Source organism: Gracilimonas sp. (assembly GCF_014762685.1).
In the GTDB taxonomy this organism is placed as follows: Bacteria; Bacteroidota; Rhodothermia; order Balneolales; family Balneolaceae; genus Gracilimonas.
On the sequence record NZ_JABURM010000005.1, the window covers coordinates 508,887 to 528,681 of the forward strand.

Annotated in this window: 16 protein-coding genes and 1 tRNA gene; 9 read left to right on the plus strand and 8 right to left on the minus strand. The window is 41.7% G+C overall.

Annotation, left to right across the window (positions count from 1 at the left end):
- Nucleotides 1-29: 29 nt before the first annotated feature.
- Together HUJ22_RS02365 and HUJ22_RS02370 are read left to right on the plus strand one after the other, a co-directional pair.
- Nucleotides 30-1,352 (plus strand): M20/M25/M40 family metallo-hydrolase, encoded by a 1,323-nt coding sequence (locus HUJ22_RS02365; RefSeq protein ID WP_290873186.1) that lies wholly within the window; start codon nucleotides 30-32, stop codon nucleotides 1,350-1,352.
- A 22-nt stretch (nucleotides 1,353-1,374) separates the two neighbouring features.
- Nucleotides 1,375-1,758 (plus strand): RidA family protein, encoded by a 384-nt coding sequence (locus HUJ22_RS02370; RefSeq protein WP_290873189.1) that lies wholly within the window; start codon nucleotides 1,375-1,377, stop codon nucleotides 1,756-1,758.
- A 3-nt stretch (nucleotides 1,759-1,761) separates the two neighbouring features.
- Here the strand turns inward: HUJ22_RS02370 and HUJ22_RS02375 are convergent, their stop codons facing one another.
- The 5 genes from HUJ22_RS02375 to HUJ22_RS02395 form a co-directional block, all read right to left on the minus strand.
- Nucleotides 1,762-4,401 (minus strand): TonB-dependent receptor, encoded by a 2,640-nt coding sequence (locus tag HUJ22_RS02375; RefSeq protein WP_290873192.1) that lies wholly within the window; start codon nucleotides 4,399-4,401, stop codon nucleotides 1,762-1,764.
- Nucleotides 4,402-4,403: 2 nt separating this feature from the next.
- On the minus strand, nucleotides 4,404-5,363 hold the full coding sequence (locus HUJ22_RS02380) for a FecR domain-containing protein (protein WP_290873195.1): 960 nt from the start codon (nucleotides 5,361-5,363) through the stop codon (nucleotides 4,404-4,406).
- A gap of 66 nt (nucleotides 5,364-5,429) precedes the next feature.
- Complete coding sequence (locus HUJ22_RS02385; RefSeq protein WP_290873198.1) at nucleotides 5,430-6,623, minus strand: hypothetical protein; 1,194 nt, start codon at nucleotides 6,621-6,623, stop codon at nucleotides 5,430-5,432.
- 157 nt (nucleotides 6,624-6,780) lie between these two features.
- On the minus strand, nucleotides 6,781-7,470 hold the full coding sequence (locus HUJ22_RS02390; protein WP_290873201.1) for a hypothetical protein: 690 nt from the start codon (nucleotides 7,468-7,470) through the stop codon (nucleotides 6,781-6,783).
- 103 nt (nucleotides 7,471-7,573) lie between these two features.
- Nucleotides 7,574-8,173, minus strand: a complete 600-nt coding sequence (locus HUJ22_RS02395) for an RNA polymerase sigma factor (RefSeq protein ID WP_290873204.1) — start codon at nucleotides 8,171-8,173, stop codon at nucleotides 7,574-7,576.
- Between the two features lie 59 nt (nucleotides 8,174-8,232).
- On the opposite strand from HUJ22_RS02395, the gene HUJ22_RS02400 reads away from it, so the two are divergent.
- Nucleotides 8,233-9,039 (plus strand): M23 family metallopeptidase, encoded by an 807-nt coding sequence (locus HUJ22_RS02400; protein WP_290873207.1) that lies wholly within the window; start codon nucleotides 8,233-8,235, stop codon nucleotides 9,037-9,039.
- 42 nt (nucleotides 9,040-9,081) lie between these two features.
- Here the strand turns inward: HUJ22_RS02400 and HUJ22_RS02405 are convergent, their stop codons facing one another.
- Complete coding sequence (locus HUJ22_RS02405; protein WP_290873210.1) at nucleotides 9,082-11,559, minus strand: penicillin acylase family protein; 2,478 nt, start codon at nucleotides 11,557-11,559, stop codon at nucleotides 9,082-9,084.
- A gap of 232 nt (nucleotides 11,560-11,791) precedes the next feature.
- Here HUJ22_RS02405 and HUJ22_RS02410 point away from each other — a divergent pair, with 232 nt between their 5' ends.
- Nucleotides 11,792-12,265, plus strand: a complete 474-nt coding sequence (locus tag HUJ22_RS02410) for a DinB family protein (protein WP_290873213.1) — start codon at nucleotides 11,792-11,794, stop codon at nucleotides 12,263-12,265.
- 15 nt (nucleotides 12,266-12,280) lie between these two features.
- Here the strand turns inward: HUJ22_RS02410 and HUJ22_RS02415 are convergent, their stop codons facing one another.
- Both HUJ22_RS02415 and HUJ22_RS02420 read right to left on the minus strand, forming a co-directional pair.
- Entirely contained in the window at nucleotides 12,281-13,042 is a 762-nt protein-coding gene (locus tag HUJ22_RS02415; protein ID WP_290873216.1) for an arginine deiminase family protein, read from the minus strand.
- Between the two features lie 25 nt (nucleotides 13,043-13,067).
- Nucleotides 13,068-14,108 (minus strand): GMP reductase, encoded by a 1,041-nt coding sequence (locus tag HUJ22_RS02420; RefSeq protein ID WP_290873219.1) that lies wholly within the window; start codon nucleotides 14,106-14,108, stop codon nucleotides 13,068-13,070.
- A gap of 311 nt (nucleotides 14,109-14,419) precedes the next feature.
- Here HUJ22_RS02420 and truA point away from each other — a divergent pair, with 311 nt between their 5' ends.
- The 5 genes from truA (at nucleotide 14,420) to HUJ22_RS02445 (ending at nucleotide 19,744) form a co-directional block, all read left to right on the plus strand.
- Nucleotides 14,420-15,154, plus strand: a complete 735-nt coding sequence (gene truA, locus HUJ22_RS02425) for a tRNA pseudouridine(38-40) synthase TruA (RefSeq protein ID WP_290873221.1) — start codon at nucleotides 14,420-14,422, stop codon at nucleotides 15,152-15,154.
- 84 nt (nucleotides 15,155-15,238) lie between these two features.
- Nucleotides 15,239-15,310 (plus strand) — tRNA-Asn (locus HUJ22_RS02430).
- A 445-nt stretch (nucleotides 15,311-15,755) separates the two neighbouring features.
- The gene (gene ppsA / locus HUJ22_RS02435) at nucleotides 15,756-18,179 is read left to right on the plus strand and encodes a phosphoenolpyruvate synthase (protein WP_290873223.1); all 2,424 of its coding nucleotides are present in this window, start codon (nucleotides 15,756-15,758) and stop codon (nucleotides 18,177-18,179) included.
- Nucleotides 18,180-18,411: 232 nt separating this feature from the next.
- Complete coding sequence (locus tag HUJ22_RS02440) at nucleotides 18,412-19,350, plus strand: STAS domain-containing protein (RefSeq protein WP_290873227.1); 939 nt, start codon at nucleotides 18,412-18,414, stop codon at nucleotides 19,348-19,350.
- A 25-nt stretch (nucleotides 19,351-19,375) separates the two neighbouring features.
- Nucleotides 19,376-19,744 carry an STAS domain-containing protein gene (locus tag HUJ22_RS02445; RefSeq protein WP_290873230.1) on the plus strand — a complete coding sequence of 123 codons (369 nt, stop codon included), beginning with the start codon at nucleotides 19,376-19,378 and terminating at the stop codon, nucleotides 19,742-19,744.
- Nucleotides 19,745-19,795: the final 51 nt, after the last annotated feature.

Genomic DNA, 19,795 nt, shown 5'->3' on the forward strand with positions numbered 1-19,795 from the left:
AACTTTCACCTTTATAACAAAATAATCGAATGAAATTCTTTAAAAAACTGATAATTCCGGTACTTGCCTTATTAATAATAAGTTGTTCATCAAATGAACCCAATGAAAATGATGCAACTGCTGAAACCGAAATTACTTTACAGGAAGTTTATAAAAATGAAATTCAGGAATTAGCAAACCATAGCCAAATGGAAGAGGCTATGGAGTTTATTCAAAGAACAGATAATGAAACAGTTCAAAATCAGATTCTGATTACAGAGATCCCGGCTCCGCCATTTCAGGAAGAAGTGAGGGCTGAACGTTATGCGGAGATGATGCGCAGCTATGGCTTAGATCAGGTTGAGATAGATGAAGAAGGCAATGTCATTGGCAGGCGCCCGGGTACAGAGGGAGAACGAAACATTGTGATTTCAGCTCACCTCGACACCGTGTTTCCGGAAGGAACCGAAGTAAAAGTTGAAGTAAGAAATGATACCTTATTTGCCCCGGGCATAACGGATGACACCAGGGGACTTTCGGTACTCCTTGCCATTTTAAATACTTACGAAACACTGAATATTCAAACCAAAGATAATATATGGTTTGTTGGGACCGTGGGAGAAGAAGGGCTGGGAGATCTAAGAGGAGTAAAACATCTTTTTGAGACAGAAGGAGATAATATCGATGCCTTTATTAGCATCGATGGAAGCAACGATAGCCGTATTGTGAATAAAGCATTGGGGTCTCACCGGTATAGAGTCACTTTTGAAGGTCCCGGTGGTCATTCATGGGGAGCATTCGGAATTGGAAATCCGGCTCATGCATTAGGAAGAGCTATAACACACTTTGATGAAGAGGCGTCGGAATTCGTTAAAAATGGTCCGAAAACAAGTTATAATGTGGGAAGAATTGGTGGTGGGACTTCAGTAAATTCCGTACCATTTGCCAACTGGATGGAAATAGATATGCGGTCTGAAAGCCAGGAAAACTTGAAACAAATTGATGAAATCTTGCAGGAAGCAGTTCAGGAAGCCTTACATGAAGCCAACGATATTAAAACCGAGGGTCCGCAGTTAACCGTGGATGTAGAGATGATTGGAAACCGCCCTTCAGGTATCATTCCCTCTAATAATCCATTTATACAGCGGGCTATTGCCGTTTCAAAATATTTTGAGCAAGAGCCGGATCTGACACGATCTTCCACCGATTCCAATGTTTCCATTTCGATGGGAATTCCCTCAATGACTTTGGGAGGCGGAGGCAGTAGTGGGGGAGCACATTCTTTGGATGAATGGTGGTATAATGATGAAGGCTATAAAGGCGTACAAAGAGCATTTATGATCTTAACTTCAGAAGCCGGTATAGCAAATTAACTGATGACTTAAGTAAAAACCGATGAAGCAAAAAATATCTTCCGGATCTGAATGGGAATCAAAGGTAGGATACAGCAGGGCGGTTAAAACCGGGAACCTTATTTTTGTATCCGGAACTACTTCCATAGGTGAAAATGGTGATATTATTGGAAAAGGCGATGTGTACCAACAAACAAAACAGTGTATTTTAAATATTAAAAGAGCACTGAAGAAAGCCGGAGCTTCATTGGAAGATGTAGTCCGAACCCGTACATTTATTACGGACATGGATGAGTGGGAGGCATTTGGGAAAGCCCATAGAGAGTTTTTTGGGGAAATAAATCCGGCGGCCACCCTGGTAGAAGTTTCCCGGTTAATCCATCCTGATTTACTGGTGGAGATAGAAGTAGATGCTGTTATGTCCTGACAGCTAAAACCATATCATAACGTTGAAAGAAGGCTGAATTCCAAGATCATACACATCTACGGGGTAAGCGGTTAATCTTTGCTGAGAGGTGGGTACTGAGGAATCAATTACCAAGTCCAATTCCCGATACCAGGTGTTTTGTTGATCTAATACATTAAAGACTGAAATATTCATTTCAAGCTGTGATTGACCTATTTCAAGATTGTATTCAAGCCCTGCATCAACCCGGTAATAATTGTTAAGTCGCTGTTGCTCTTCCACTCTTAAGAAGTGAAGCCGGTTTGGAACTCCCGAAGCTGCAGTAAAGCCGACAAAAGTTGTTAAGTTTGATGTGATCTTAAGCTCTGTAGTTGAGTTAAAACTATGAGTCCGGTCCCACTCTGCATGAAACTCAGAACCATTCAATACGGCAGGGTTTTGAAAAGTAGCCGAAGAGAGGGCGTATGAGTTTGTTAAGGAAAGTTTTTTAAATTGATTTTTGATAAGGATTTCCACGCCTTTTGAGAGACCGTCATTATTATAAAGCCACGGCGGTGCGTCAAAGCTGTTGGTTAGTGTTTGAGCATTGATTTCGAAAAGCCTTGCATTGGTGAGATATTTATGATACCCCTCAACCTGAAAAAGTGTGTTTTTTATACCGCGGAAATAAACACCTGCAGTAAAATAGTCAGAAGAGGCGGGGGGTTGCTCTTTCGAACTGATCACCCACACATCGGGACTGCTTACATTATAAAATGAAAGACGGTGCGTAAATTGGAAATTTCGGCTGTAACCCAAGCCAAAAGAAACCGGTTTTTCATTAAAAAATTTAAGCTTAATTCGGGGTGAAAAATAAAGGTAATTTCCATTGGTGTAGTAGTGTAAACGGGACCCGAGATGTACGTTCATAATTTCCCAGTCGGTGTAATCAAGTTGGGAATAAATGTCTGCCAACCCGGATTCGAAGGAAATAAAAAAGCCGGGACGATCAAATGATTCTTCAAAATACTCACCCAAAAAATATTGAAAGGAAGCCCCGAAGGTCCATTGCGTTTTTGGTAAAATCAAGTCAAACGATTGGTCGAATTTAAATTCATTGAATACACTTTGATTTCTCAGCGGGAAAGTGAAAACCTCAACTCGGTCGGTATTTCTTTCAATCCGGTTATACACAAAATCATCTTTACTGAACTCCGTGTTATAGATACTGGCGGCAGCCATGGTATGGCTATAGAGGGAAGGGGTAACCGGGGTTTTAAAAGTTAGGCTGCCACTTAGATTTCCCCATTCATTTAACGTTTGCATTTGCACCCGGCTGAATCGTTGCTCCGGTTTATCGGGATTAAAGCGGCGAACAAGGCGTTCAGCTTCCTGGGAAACATTATCTGCCCCGTAATAAGCCCCGGTAATCAGGCGGCTACCATTATCGAACTCAAAATACATTTTCCCGTGCAGATCAAAAAAAGCTGCATCATACTCCCCGGGAAACACCAGGCGTGAATCCAAGTCTGTAATATCCTTGCCAATTACTTCCTTGGGGCGGTCTATATTTAAGCCGTATGCGATCAATTCATCATTGCCAAGCCAGTTTAGTGTATTCATGTAAGAAGACCGTCCGGAAAGCAACCAGCTGCTTTTCCCGGCAACCAGGGGAGCGTTAAGGGTAGCGTTAAATGCTGTGTTACTTAATCCTGCTGAAGAAGTGAAATTATTCAAAGATCCGGTTTTGGTAAGCATGGCCAGTGTGCCGCCTGGGGATGATTGAAACTGGGCAGGGGTTACATCATAGAAAAAACCTGAAGTTTGAAGTGCGCTGGGATTAAAGCTATCAAGCAGTCCGAATAAATGACTTTGGTTATAAATAGTAATGCCATCGAGGAGAATCTGAGTAGCGTCTGATGAACTTCCCCGCACATTGATTCCGTTATTGATGGCTGTGCCTGAACTTACAGAAGGAAGCGATTGTAAGGCACGTGCAGTGTTATTTTCTCCAAATGGATTTAATACCCCCACATTTACAAAGTTACGATAGATACTATCAGACCCTGCCGGGTGGTTCAAACCAGTAACAACAATATCATTTCCTTTAACGGTGATTGGATTTAGACGAAGGGTGATGTCCTCAAACGAAATGCCTTGCGTTAAATCCAGTGAAACTTGGTTTGGTTGGTAACCAAGGTAAGAACCTGTGAAGGTAAACGTATTCCCTTCGGCTGGGGAAGAAATTTTAAAGGCACCGGAGGAATTGGCCGCTACGCCATTTTTTGTATTCCTTGTTTCCCAGAAAAGAGTAGCATAAGGCAATCGTTCTCCTGTCTCGGCATCCACCACCTGACCGGAAATGGTGAGCATTTTTGATGTGCCAATTTTTTGTTTATACAGGATAATTTGGTTGCGGCTACTGTCTGATTCCAGAGAAATATGATAGTTTGATAACTTAGCCCTTAGGGAGTCTATAATTTCTTCGCCATGTGCTCTGAAGCTGAGGTTGATATCAGCAAGTTGTGACTCACGATACAGGAACCGGTAATCACTTTCATTTTCAACTGTTTCTATAATGTGAAGCAAGGGAGTATCTTGAAAGTAATACTGAGCATAGATACTTTGGCTTGCCAGAAAAAATATAATGGCCCCAAAAATGATAACGGCAGGTTTTTTCTGCATGGTCAATTTAAATTAAAGACGTAGTGTTTGTCACCGGTTTGTGTAAAAGTTCCATCCAGCACCAATTCTAAATCGTCTAGTACTGTAGCAAGATCTTTTAAGCTGATAGACCCGCTTAAAGTTTCACTTTCAAGGTTTGCGTTACTTTCAATTTGGATATCAAAATGTTGCTCAAGTTCATTAAAAATCATATCCGCTGATTCGTTTTGGAACGTCAGCTCATTATTTAGCCAATCGGTAAATACAGATTCCCTGGCTTGTAAAATTCCAGGTGTTTCATTCAAATCATTGATGACAGAAGATTGTCCCGGTTCCAGTATCACGGACTTCAAGCTGCTTAGGGATTCATATTGTATTTGTCCTTCTTGTAAAAATACCTTTGAGATTCCTCCCCAATTGCTTAATACGAATTTGGTCCCCAATACTTCCACTTTTGCCCGATCTGTTTTAACAATAAAAGTGCGGTTTGGATTATGAGTTACCTCAAAAAATGCTTCCCCCTCAAGTCGATATTCTGCTGAGTTTTCAGAAACAGAATGTTCGTATAGCTGAGAATGAGGGCGGAGGTTAACGGTGGTCCCATCCGAAAGCTGTACTTGTTGGATATTGGAAAAACTTTCTGCGATCAGGCTTGGGTTTGTAATATTTTGATAGATGAAGCTGCCTATAAAAGCCAGAATTAAAATACCCGCTGCAATGGCATATCGTTTGATTGCCGGTGTCAGGGTAAAGAAAGGAGCTTTGGTTTGCTGTTCATTCATTTCAGCCTGAATCGAATCCCAAAGAGAATTGGAGTTGATAGCAGGGATCTGTTCCGCAGTTGCTTTTTTATACCTGAAAAGTTCAGAAAGTAAGGGATCAGCATCGGTATCCAATGCCTTCAAATTGGGCAAAGCAGCTCCAATCTTTTGGGCGAGCAAAAGATCTGCGTTGTCTGGGGATATGTTAGAGTTATTTGGCATATTGTATTCAATAACATCCGGGCAGTTGCTGCGGAGCCTGCCCGGGATATTAAAAGAGTTTATAAGTTAGTCGTTATCACCATCATCGTCCGGCAATTCGAATTCGATTTCATCAGCGATAAATTCTAACTGGTTTTGAGGGTTTTTATAACCGTCAACTTCAGCGATAACATTTATTCCTTCTTCCAAAGCAAGGGCTACTTCTTCCAAGGTTTCAAGTCCGTCATCTCCTTCAACTTCTGTCCTGGGGGTGATAATCACAACGATATCATTATCCAGTGTAACCGTTCTGTTTGTGGCATCTACAGAAGCAACAGGAGCTTCGAGATCATCATCATCATCGGTCACAATACCGGATTTTAGGTTCACATAAAATAATTTATCCAAATTCCGGAAACGTAATAATGCAGAACCGTCACCGTCCATTTGAATCGTACCTGTTACTGTTTTGGTAGATTCATCACCATTATTATTCTTATAAAGACTCATTTCATAATTCAGGGTGCCGGTTACGCCATGTTCTAATGAACCATAATGGGCTACCGTATCTTTATTGATCTGAATATCAAGAAAGTTGATTTCATTTACGAATGAGCGCTCAAAGGTATCACCATTACCGCGTACGCCATTGAATGTGCCATTACCCTGGTGCTTGCCATCCAAAGTTAAAATAGCAGTAGCATTACTCACCCCGGTGATGGCAAAAGTATCGGCCCGGCTGAATTCTGAACTCCGATACCGATTGGTTATATCTCCGGTTTTTAATGCAGTGAAGTCAATGCTTTCAATACTTTCCTTATTTACTCTTGGCTGTTGAATAAAATTACCGTCAATGTCTGTAAAAATATAAGTAAGTACGGCAGATAAGTTTTTTTGGAAGTTAGTAGTGCTTACATTTCGTTCAAAGTTTATGGTATGCAGTCCGGTTTCCGGGTCATACTCATATTGGTAATTACTTTCTCCGCCACGACCGGAATAATCTTCGTCCTCATCTTCTTCGCTCTCTTTATAGGTGGTACTGTTTGTGCCAAAGCTATCCATTGAAACAGCAGTAAAAGCATCATTCAAGCTTGACAGTACACCATCATTGTCATCAGAAAGGGCATGTCCCATAATTTGACTTGCTGCTTCTATTTCTTCGGGGGTTAGGTTGTTGTTTAGTTCGTCAGATACATCTCCCAGAGTGCAGGCTGATATTAATATAGCGGATAAGAAAAAGTATCCGGTTGCCTTAAGGAGTTTTAGTTTTAATGCTTTCATGGTTTTATAAAATGGTTGTTGTGTTCATACTTAATACACATCAAGTTATTGGTTCCCCTAATCAATGATAACATTTTTTAGTATTAACAGAGCAAACATAAAAAACCCTGCCATTGTTCAGGTAGCAGGGTTTGATATGGGTTATGTTAGTTAGCAATTAATCGTCATCATCATCGTCGTCATCATATTCACCTTCTGCTTCAAAGGAATTTTCTATGTTTTCTTCAATAGTTTCTTTATTTGCCGGATCAGAAGGGTCTAACGAGTTGCCTTGAGAATCCAGAAACCAAGCGGTGGGATCAAGATTAATGGCTACAGAAGCAGGGCCATTATTTCCGCTTAATTCTAAAGGTGGATTTAATTCCAGTTCGATTTCAAAATCTTGGTCAGACCGGAACATAAATTCTTCACCATTATAGATTCCCTTTACAACGATGGAATACTTTGTCTCACCCTCATAGAACTCAGGATCATTAACTGTTTGCCCGTCATCATCGTTTTCGATTTCCATTTCAAATTCATCATAGAATCCGGCCGGAATTTGTTGGGAGGTTAATTCAATACTGCTTCCGTCAAGAGGTAAGTTGATCAACAGGTCTTCTACTTCAAAGTCTGAGGAGTCATCATTGACGCTTTCAAGTTCGAGTTCTTCAACCAATAGCTTTATTTCTGTAAGAGAATCTAGAGTCATTGCTTTGAATTTAGCGGCAGAAGTTGATTCAATCTGCATGGTTACGGCAACTTTAGCAGGTCCGTCATTACCGGAATTGGAAATGTCGCACCCGCTTGCAATTAGTAGTAGACTTGCTAAAAATGTGAATGGTATGAATATCTTGGATAAATTCATGATTATATTCCTTTTAAATTATTTGATTTTACTTTTTAACAGCATTTCGCTGTCTTTGTTTCACCTCTATTACACAAGTAAAAAGGAATACCCCTAAAAAGAATTATAAAAAGTCCTCGGCTACCTTTGAGAGGGAGGATCGTAAGTCTTTTAAAGCAAGCCCCATATGATTTTCTACCGTCTTGGTTGATACTTCAAGAAACTCAGCGGCTTCTTTATAAGTAAACTCCTGCAGAAAACAGAGCCGGAACACATTTTGCCTCTTCTCCGGCATGGCTGAAATAGCTTGTTCAATTGCCATATTTAATTCCTGCTGATTCAAGTTTTCGTCAGCCGGGTTATTTGAAATACCTACATCCGGAATTTCCTGATTACGGTCAAACTTGGCATGGTCCCGAAAAAGGTTAAGCATGCGCGTATAGGCTATACGAAACAAGTAAGCTCTCAGGGATTTATGTTCTTCAATCTTATCTCTGTGTTCCCAAATGTAGATAAATGCTTTTTGAATGAGGTCTTCAGCAGCGTCTTTTGCTACTCCTTTTTGCACCAAATAACGAAATACTTCTGTATGATGAGCATCAAAAAATGTTTTAAAAGCTTTTTGATCTCCGTTTTTAATTTTTAAATATATCTCTGATTCGTTAGACTCTGTATCTAAAGCAGCACCTAACACCAGCAATAATTGAATAAAGGTAACGTCCATTATATATGAATTTATTTAAGTGCAAATTTGAGCAAAAACCTACAAAATTGGAAATCTGAATGAAGTCTGTTTGGTTAATATTATTTTTGATAGCAGGGGGCTTGAGTCAGGATGAAAGGTCTGTGAATGTGTATCGGGTTGAAAAAGAGGAAGCGTTGGAACTTCATGCTACGAATACGAACATTTATCCCGTGACCATAGAGTTAAATTTGATTACAGAAGGGCTGAAGGCCAATACAAATCTACCCTATACAGGTGTTTTGCCATCCCAAAGTGATGAAAAAATAATGGATCTCAGTTACACTAATAAACAAGCGGGATGGAGTATTCAATCAAGCTATCGCTTTTATATGGGAGATATCTTTGCGCGCCATAACGATTCTTTTGCATACCGGCTTCCTTTTCCGAAAGGGGATCAATATAGGGTGACCCAAGGTTTTGGAGGAGAGTTTTCTCATCAGGGTGAGTTGCGGCATGCTCTTGATTTTAATATGCCTGACGGTACTCAAATTTATGCTGCAAGAAGCGGGAAAGTAGTGATGATGGAGGAAGGAAATAATAAGGGCGGCCCCTCAATAGATATGATGGAGTATGCCAATTTTATCACCATCATGCATGATGACGGCACATTTGCTGACTATTCTCACCTTCGGTACCAAGGGGTAGAGGTAAGATTGGGGCAATCGGTGAGAATGGGTCAGCTGATTGGATATTCGGGAAATACAGGGTATTCTACCGGCCCGCATCTTCATTTTGTAGTGAAAAAGGCAAAAAGGGGAGGCGGTTATGTTTCGATACCCGCAAAGTTTGCCACCAAGGATGGAATTATAGAGCTGACCAAAGATGGAGACTATATTGGGTACTAAAATAAATATCTGTGATATAGAGAAGTGATCTCCGGTCACGACTTACTCACCGGGTACCAATTTCATAGTACGAATATAGGTCTCATCAAAAAGTGTACTGTCCTGATGTAGCCACCGGTATTGTCCACTCAGCCACAATTCGGTTTGATCTCCAAAAAAGTTGGAAAAGGGGTTTCCAGACTGTCCGGTAGGGAGTACGCTTTTACTCTTGCTCATATCTGATAAATCCGAAATTCGCCGAATGGAAGGGCCAAGAACCATTTCAAAAGGATCTTCCCAGGAATACTGTCCATTGTTTACGCTCATACCATGGCCTGCTACTTTATAAGGCCCTTTACTGAGCACATTGTTTACAATCAATTTTAAAGATCCGGATGCCTCAGGTGCTTGAGCAGCCTGAGTAAAAAACGGGGGAGCAAAAGTGATGGTGTGAAGTTGTTCCCACCGCCATTCGTAAGGTTCACTGCCAAGAGAATCGCTTAATATTAAAATGGCATCCTGCATGCTTTGCACCACCATATCCTCTTTTACTTCAACAGAATCAGTGCGGATGTCATCAAAAAGAGTACTTTCCGAGCCGATTAGCGAAGTTATGGTACGCACCGGAATATTTTCATGCTGAATAAAATTGGAATATGCCATATCACCGAAATCATCTTTGAGGGTATTTTCTGTAAACTTCAGAAGAAAGCCATCGAATATAGACGCCGCTGTAGACTTGAGGCCGTATTCATAGTTCCAGTTTTCGAGATAAGAAATGGGCAGGTCAAAATTATAGGCATCCTGGTTCTTTATGATCTCCAAAATTTGCGGTGTAATTTTAGCAGCAAAATCTGAATAGGTATCATTTTGAAGTTCCTCAAAACGGTTATAATCAAAAGTCAGACTGTCATCCAAAATATCTTCGATACGCTCAATTCGGGAAGACGGCTCCCAAAATGTACCGATGTAATAGGGATAACCATCAGTTGTGATTTTGTTATTGGCATTTGCGATCCAGCCTTCTTCCGGATTGATAACGCGCGGCAATTCCTCAAAAGGGATGAAACCCTGCCAGTCTTGTTCTGAGTCCCATCCTTTTCGCAATATAATCGAATTTCCGGAACGTATAGGCAGTTTCGCTACTGAATACATCGCAATATTTCCTTCAACATCGCCATACAAAAAGTTCAGGCCGGGAACTCCAAAAGTGGGGAGGGCATCTTTAAAATTCTGGAAATTTTCAGCCCAATTAATTTGATAGAGTGTTCGCATTTCGTTGGTAAGCTCATAGCCTGCCCATTGCATGGTAATAAGTTTATCCTGAGTCAACCCTTCTGTCGGATAGATATCTGAAATGACGGGCCCGTGCTTTGTGTACCGAATTTCAAAAGACTGATCATCCCCGTCCTTTACTTTAATGATTTCCCGAATCCTGGAAAAACTCTCATAAGATGCGGTGGTGTCGCTTAATGAATCAGCCACGTATCGCCCCCGGTCTTCCGGATCCATTTGTTCAAGAAAGAAATCGATGTCATCACCCATGATACTTGTAAATGACCAGGCCATATGGTCGTTCTGTCCAATAATAACTGCGGGGACTCCGGCCAGTGTAGCTCCAGAAACATTACGGCCGTTTAAATTGAGATGTACTTCATACCACTTACCCGGCATATCCAGTCCCAGGTGAGGGTCTCCGGCCAGCAGAGGATATCCGGATTCCGTTTTGGAGCCGTCTACAACCCATGCATTACTTCCAACATGAGTTCCTTCTGTTTCCAGTAAAGCCCGTTTTTTAATTTCCTGCTGAAGCATTGGCATAAGGGAAGCACCTAATCCAATCGAGTCTGCACCATTTAAGGTATCGGTATCTATGGTATCTATGGTGTCAGGAACGTGATCGGGGTAGCGAAGCTGTAAGTCATCAAACTGATCGGCGGGTAGTTTATCTTCGAGATAATCGTAGGTAACTTCACTCCACCAGCTCATATTTAATTCCCAGCCCATCATACGGCTGACTGCAAGTGAGCGGACTGAATTCCATCGAACAGGCTCAATTTCTGCCAGAGAAAACTCGACAGGTAACCGGTTTGAATTGTTATCTATAAATGCGTTCACCCCATTAGAGTAAGCAGCTAAAACTCTTCGCTCATTTTGAGCAAGTGTATCCACCATCTGTTGTGCTATTTTCCAGAAACCGAGCGTACGTTGATATTTGTCCAGGTTGATCAGTTCTTCATCATTCCCAAAAAATTCAGCAAACCGGCCTTCAGCAGCAATTTGTGAGAGAGTCATCTGCCATAGCCGGTCCTGGGCATGCACATATCCCAAAGCATAATATAAATCCTGTTCATTTTTGGCATAGATATGTGGAACCCCAAATTGATCCCAATGGATGTCAACATTCTCAGAAAGGCCATTCAGAGTGATGGAGGCTTCATAGTCAGGGAGAGGTTTATAGAAAGTCCAGTAAAAAGCCAACCCGGCAAACCCAAAAACGAGTATTAGGAAAAAGATTACGAGCTTTATAAATGTGTTCATAGTAGAAACGCGTGAATGAATATTTGGCTTCGGAAATTAAACAATCTGCAGGCTATATAAATCCACTAATTTTTATGGTATGAAATGGAGTTACGTTTGGTAAATACCCGGCTGATACTCCAAAACTTTGGAAAGAAAATAACCCGGTATAAAAACTATTTTTTCAGTTGAATGATTTCGGTCTGACTGTTATTTAAGTGAATACATAATAACCAATCAAGTATAAGATTCCATGGAAGTTAATTCACACCGAATAACACGCGAACAACTTATCCAACAACTGGAGGGCGGACAGGCTTTCTTGAAGATTGAAGATCTTTTGAGTGAAGTGGCCTTTGAAAACCTCGGGGAAAGACCTTCCGGTTTACCTTATTCTTTTTACGAACAATTTTTTCATATGCGGGTAGCACAATTTGATATTCTCGACTTTGCACGGAATCCGGATTATGAACCCATGGAATGGCCGGAGGACTATTGGCCGCTGCAACAGGCTCCCAAAACCGAAGAGGACTGGGAAGAACTCAAGAAAGCCTTCTTCAAGGAACGGGATGAAATAATGAATTTGATTTTAGACGAAAGTAACGGCCTTACCAAACCCTTTGAACATGGTGATGGACAAACCTTATTACGGGAAGCTTTGCTTGTATTGCAACATAATGCCTATCATACGGGGCAGCTGGCTATAATTTTTAGGTTGTTAAAGTAGTCGGTTAGCGTTCACCTAAAACCGGAGGGAAAGACAGCTTAAGCCGCCGTCCAGCTTTTCAAACTCCGTCATTTCGACCGTAATGGTTTGATATCCTGCCTCTTCTATATTTTTCTGCGTCACAGGATATCCTGCGGGTATAATCACCGATCCATTTATCCAGACACAATTTGCGGCATAAGCCTCCTCAGGCGGGACTATAATTTTGTTAAAATCCCGGAATTCCTCTTTTTCAATGAATTCACCACTAACCAACAGGTTATTTTTTTCAAGGTAGGAGATACCTGTTTTCAGATGAAGCACCTCTCCTAAAGAAACAGTTGATCCTGATAAATTATATTGTTGTAAGATCTTGATCAGTTGATTGGCTCCGGCTTTGTTGGTACGGCCAGAAAGTCCGATATAGAAATGAGTACCTGCCATCATCACGTCTCCGCCATCCAGTTTGCCGGGCTCAGTGATTTGCTCCACATTTTCATAAAAAGAATAAATGGAATCTCTGATTGTTGAAACCTCATCTCGGCGCGAGGGTGCCCCGGGACAGGTAATGACGGCACAATAAGGAGTACAAACAGCAACATCTTCTATAAATACAGAATCAGGAAAGCGGTTATCCGGTTCAAGTACTTGGATTTTCAATCCCAGTTTCCTGAGAGCACCCGTATACCGGGCATGCTGCAATAATGCCTTGTGATAATCCGGTTTACCAAGATTAGCTTCAGTAATACCCTCAACCATATTGGGGCAGGGCTTTCGGACAATGGCGTTCTTAAACATAAAGGCTTGGGTAAGTAGTCATACTTCACTCCTCAAACATTTCATTGAGTTGCTCTTGTACCCGAATGAAAGTAGTCCGTTTGGTAAGCTCTTTCAGTTTTTTAGCTCCCACATAGGTACAAGTCGACCTGACTCCACCCAAAATATCCTGAACTGTATCTTCAACAGGGCCACGATAAGGTACTTTTACTGTTTTACCTTCCGAAGCCCGATAGTCTGCCACTCCTCCAAAATACTTATCCATGGCTGTTTCTGAGCTCATTCCGTAGAAGAGTTTAAACTTTTCACCATCTTCTTCCACCACTTTGCCTCCGCTTTCGTCGTGGCCGGAAAACATTCCGCCAAGCATTACAAAATCAGCTCCGCCACCAAATGCTTTGGCAACATCTCCGGGCGATTTACAACCTCCGTCTGAGATAATCTGTCCGCCCAAACCATGAGCTGCATCGGCACATTCTATGACAGCAGATAGTTGCGGGAACCCTACGCCTGTTTTAAGCCGCGTAGTACAAACAGAACCCGGGCCAATCCCGACTTTAATGATATCCGCTCCGGCAAGGAGTAATTCTTCCACCATTTCACCGGTTACCACATTCCCAGCCATGATCACTTGTGTAGGATATTTTTCTCTCACTTTCTTCACAAATTGTACAAAATGTTCAGAGTATCCATTGGCCACATCAATACAGATAAACCGGAGCTGAGGGAATTCCTTCATTAGTTTTTCGAGTTTCACCATATCTGATTTTTTGGTCCCGGTGCTTATTGCGATGTACTCGGTAATATCGTCATCGGCAGATTTAAAGAAATCTTTCCATTCATCAACAGAATAATGCTTGTGGATAGCCGTGATCATTTTGTGTTCGGCCAAAGCTTTTGCCATTTCAAAAGTGCCGGTGGTATCCATATTGGCAGCTATGACGGGGACCCCTGTCCAGTTTTTTTCGGCATGAAGGAATTTAAAAGTGCGCTCCAACGAAACATTGGCCCTCGATTTCAGGGTAGAACGCTTTGGACGAATCATTACATTTTTAAAACCAAGCTTGATATCTAATTCTATACGCATGGGGGGAAATGTTAAATTGAGGAATTTTAAATGTTGAATTGTTCTCCCCCAAATGTGCAAAAAATACCATCCAATTTGAACTAATGGTTTTATTTTTAAAGAGTATTCGTTGTTGGGAAGGGCTGAACCCCTTCGCTGTGGAACGGGAAGAGCTGGTAGCCTATGGGGAATTGTTGGGATGGATAAGAATTATTCCGGTACCTTAATGAAGCCTTTCCGGGCTTCACTTCTTATTGACAAAAAGCAATAACAAAAAATTACCTGAACAATCTGTTAAAACTTCGCCGGTTCTGTATCTTTCCAAAAAAACAATGCCCCGATATAAACTCACCATAGAATACGACGGTACCCATTTCAGCGGGTGGCAGATTCAGCCAAATGACAAAACGGTGGAACAGACCCTGGAGGATGCATTTTCCCAAATTCTTCAGCGTCCGGTGGATTTGATTGGGCAGGGGCGAACCGATGCCGGTGTTCACGCCCGCGGACAAGTAGCGCATGTTGATCTTCCGGATGAAACCAATCTCGAAAAACTGATTTTTGGGGTCAACGGAATGGCCGGTGAGGAGATACAAATCGTCGAATATGAGCCGATAGCTGATGATTTTCACGCACGCTTCGATGCGATTGGCAGAGAATATGTATATACCATCACACAAAAGCCGATTCCGTTAAGACGGCATCTTGCCTGGTCTTTGCGGCAACAGGCGGATATGAACAAGCTTCATGAATGCGCAGCCCTGCTAAAAGGGGAGTTTGATTTTTCAGGTTTCTCCAAGTTCAATGAAGATAATTACACCACACTTTGTGAAATCCAAAGATCTGAATTTGAGGCAGAAGGGGAGATCATCCGGTATAACATTCGGGCCAACCGTTTTTTGAGGAATATGGTCCGCCGTTTAGTAGGTACGATGGTTCGTGTAGCACAGGGTAAAATGAGCAAAGAAGAGTTTATAGAAGCGCTTGAAAACCCCGGTTCATCCATACCTACTTTCACTGCTCCGGCCAAAGGATTAGTGCTGGAAAAAGTTTTCTATAAAAAGTGAAGAAAAGTGTTGAAAGTAGGTAAGCAATGTGGTTATATTTGTCGCCCCTTCAAGAGGGGTTTTTATTGTGACGAACTACTACATTCCTCGGTAGCTCAGTGGCAGAGCAGTTGACTGTTAATCAATTGGTCGTAGGTTCGAATCCTACCCGGGGAGCGGACAGGCCTGACTTGCGAAAAGCGAGTCAGGCTTTTTTTGTTTCTTCCTTATTACGATGCCCCGCCTTCTCTTATAAACGTTTCCAAAGTTACTGGGGACTTGAAGTTCAATATGTTTTCCAAATCAACTTTGGAAAAGTTGGCTAAGGATTGATTCTATTCATCTTCCCTGTTCTTTTGCGACTTTAAGCTTTCGTAGCGTATAAAAATCCCAACCACCTGTCAATTTCTTGGACATCTTGGGAAGATGATGTTCAAATAATACACAGCTAAAATGATGGAATGAATATCAGGAGAAGAGGATGTATCAGCGAGAAATGCAAGTTTGTGCTAATTAAAGATGGGTTTATAGGGTTTGGCATACTTATTGTCAGATCTATTTCAAAAGTAAAATAAATATTGAAAGAAGCTGTTCATGAATCGATAATCAAAATAAAATAGCTATGATTAAGAATTTATCAGAAGTGAGTTTAGAAATGATAGATGAGGTAGGGGGGAAAAATGCTTCACTGGGGGAAATGATTAGCAGTCTGTCAAGCAGGGGTATCAGCGTTCCGGAAGGTTTTGTCTTGACCGTGGAGGTTTACGATCGCTACATGAAAGAAAACGGAATTGAAGATAAAATCCGATCAATGATTGAAAAGCTGGATGTTAATGATCTTGTGCAGTTACGTAAAACAGGTATGGAGATACGCCAGATTGTTCTGGATGGAGAGTTTCCGGAAGATCTTCAGGATAAGATTAAAACCCGTTATACAGAGTTGTCCAGAAAATATGGTAAAGATTCTACTGATGTCGCAGTTCGTTCTTCGGCAACGGCTGAAGACCTGCCGGAAGCTTCTTTTGCAGGGCAGCAAGATTCCTTTCTTAATGTCCGTGGTCCCAACAGTGTTTTAAGTTCTATTAAGGCATGTTTTGCTTCGCTTTTTACCGACCGTGCAATTTCCTACCGGGCTTCCACTGATTTTGCCCATAAGGATGTTAAGCTTTCAGTAGGAATTCAAAAGATGGCCCGTTCTGACCTTGGAGCCTCCGGGGTGGCATTTTCCATCGATCCGGAAAGTGGATTTGAACATACGGTGGTTATAAACGGAACCTTTGGATTAGGTGAGCTGCTGGTACAGGGCGAAATTTCACCGGATGAATTTATTGTATTTAAACCGACTCTAAAAGAGGGTAAAAAGGCAATCATAGGGAAGAAACTGGGAAACAAAACTCATAAACTGGCATATGGTCACAAACCGAATGAAATGACTAAGCGCCTAAGCCTTGAGGAATCGATGCGGGATAAATATTGTCTCAGTGATGACGATGTGCTGCAGCTTGCCGAATGGGTTGTAGAGATAGAAAAACACTATACTGAACGCAATGGACGGTGGTCACCCATGGATATTGAGTGGGCCTATGACGGGCTTTCTAATGAGCTGTTTATTGTGCAGGCTCGTCCTGAAACGATTCATTCCAATAACATGGGAACGCTCACAGAGTTTAAAATCGATGATAAAAACCGGGAGGGTAAATTAATTTTAGAAGGAACAGCTGTAGGAGATAAAATAGGTTCCGGGAAGGTGAATATTATTCATACGCTTGATGGTCGGGATGGTTCGGCTGATGAGATAAGTTTCCAAAGCGGTGAGGTACTGGTCACGGAAATGACTGATCCTGATTGGGAACCGCTAATGAAAAAAGCTTCCGCAATTATCACTAACAAAGGGGGGCGTACTTGTCACGCCGCAATTGTGGCACGTGAGATGGGAATTCCCGCTATTGTAGGAACGGAAATTGCGACAAAATGCCTGAAGAAAAGTCAAAAAGTAACTGTATCCTGCGGCGAAGGCGCTACCGGAAAAGTTTATGAGGGGGTTATTAATTACGAAGAAATTCATCATAAAATAACTGAGCTGCCGGCAACTCAGACCCCGGTTATGTTGAACATTGCCTCGCCGGATCTTGCATTTAGGCTCAGCGGCATACCCAATTCAGGCGTGGGATTAGCCCGGGAAGAGTTTATCATTAATAACTACATAAAAATACATCCCCTGGCTCTTTTGCATCATAAGGAGATTGGTGATGAACAGCTGAGTACAAAGATTAATGAGATCATTTATGGTTATGATGATGAAAGTGAATTTTTTGTTGAAAAGCTTTCATTTGGCATAGCCCATATTGGTGCGGCTTTTTATCCTTCGCGGGTAATCGTTCGGTTTTCAGATTTTAAATCAAATGAGTATAAAAACCTGTTGGGTGGTTCTTATTTCGAACCGGAAGAAGAGAATCCCATGATAGGCTGGCGGGGAGCTTCCCGGTATTATTCCGATAAATACAAAGAAGCTTTTGGTCTGGAGTGTAAAGCTATTAAAAGGGTGCGTGATCAATATGGGCTGACCAATATCACGGTAATGATTCCCTTTTGTCGAACCCCGGAAGAATTGCAGAAAGTGCTGCAGACGATGGGAGAGTTTGGCCTGAAAAGAGGGAAAAATGGACTGGAAGTTTACCTGATGGCTGAGCTGCCTTCAAATATTATTTTGGCTGAAGAGTTTGCTGCTCATATAGACGGATTTTCGATTGGTTCGAATGATTTGACACAACTAACTTTAGGTCTTGATCGTGATTCATCACTGGTTGCTCACGTCTATGATGAACGGAATGAAGCGGTAAAGCGCATGATTCTCATGCTATTGGAAAAAGCCAAGAAAACAGGAACCAAAGTTGGTATATGCGGGCAGGGCCCATCGGATTTTCCCGACTTTGCCGAATTTCTTGTATATCATGGCATTGACAGTATTTCTGTTACACCTGATTCCATATTCAAAACCTTGCATTCTATCCATGATCTGGAGCAGAATCTGTTACAACATGCATGAACTAATCTGGTGTCAGTTAATTTATCAATGGTTATTTGGGGTAGAAATGAGAGTAAATAGGACTTCAGGATGAATCAATTTAGTACATTAGGATGTCTTAAAAGCATTGTTTTGATATGTAATAAATAATGCGACGATTATTTAATACTTATCGCTACTTCGATTGCGACAGCTCTTTTTTATACTCATTGCGTTAATACCCACATCGTGTAAAAAAAAGAGGTCAGAATTTATGGCTAAGAAAAGCGATACTAAGGAAAATAAATCCGAAAACGAGAAGGATAAAAAGTATCCCAATATCCCGGGCCAACCGCCTGACGAGTCTACTGCTTCACTGCTGCGTGAGCTTGTCGCTCACCTTAGACAAAAAAGAAGTGAACTAAGGGAGGAATGGGCTCGACGTATTCAGGAAGCTGAACTTTTGAGAGCTATGAATAAGGAAGAGATTTTAGCAGAAGCTACTTCTGTATATGATAATTATGTAGAAGCACTAGAAACGGGGACCTATGAAGCGCTGCAATCTTATGCCCGAAATCTTTCTGAGCGTATTATTCCCAGAGGGGTAGAAACGCACGAGGTTGTTGGGATTGTGCTTTTGCTTCGTGATGTTTTGGCGAGATCTCTTTTTGCCAAATATCGTGATGACTTCAGCAAACTCAATCGGATTCTGGATGCTTATGAACCCGCAGCTAACCGCATTGCAAATACCGTTGCTGTAGGTTTTGTTCAGGAGCGCGAGAGGGTGATTCGTGAACAACAGGAAGCTATCCGTGAGCTGTCAACGCCGGTGCTTCAGGTTCGCGAGCGACTTCTCATTTTGCCGATTATTGGTATTATTGATCCAAAGCGTGCACAGCAGTTTACTGAACAACTTTTGCAGGCTATTCGCCGAAATAGGGCTAAAGTAGTTGTGATTGATATAACCGGGGTGCCGACTATGGATGAAAAGGTAGCCAATCACCTCGTTCAAACAGTAGATGCAACACGATTATTGGGGGCTAGTGTGATTGTTACCGGCCTTTCCTCAGAAATTGCTCAAACACTCGTTACAATAGGAGTCGATCTTACTAAGATTATTACGGTTGGTGACTTGCAGGGTGGTATTGAAGAAGCGGAACGTAAACTCGGTTACAGAGTACAACAGGTAGAGCCTGCACAGCGCCAAACTTAAACCTGATTAATGACCAAGATCCTAAATGCGAGTACCTATCCTAAAACAAGGTAATTACCTAATTGCCTCGGTTCAGTCGTCACTTAGCGATGAAGAATTATTAAAACTCAGAGATGACCTTGTTGCCAAAGTTTCACAAGTAAGGGCGCGTGGAGTTATTATCGACGTCACCGTACTGGATGTTATGGATTCTTTTGCAACTCGTATTCTGAAAGATATCGCCCAAATGATTAAACTTAGGGGAGCACCAACTGTAGTTGTAGGGGTTCAGCCTGATGTGGCTTTAGCTATGGTTCAGTTGGGGCTGAGTTTGGGGCATCTGGAAACAGCATTGGACTTGGAGGAAGGGTTAGCTCTTTTGGATGATTTCAATCAACCGAACAACGAGAATTAATGTAATTGAATTTCTTGGTACAGATTAGACTGTATACTAAGGGGGTAAAAG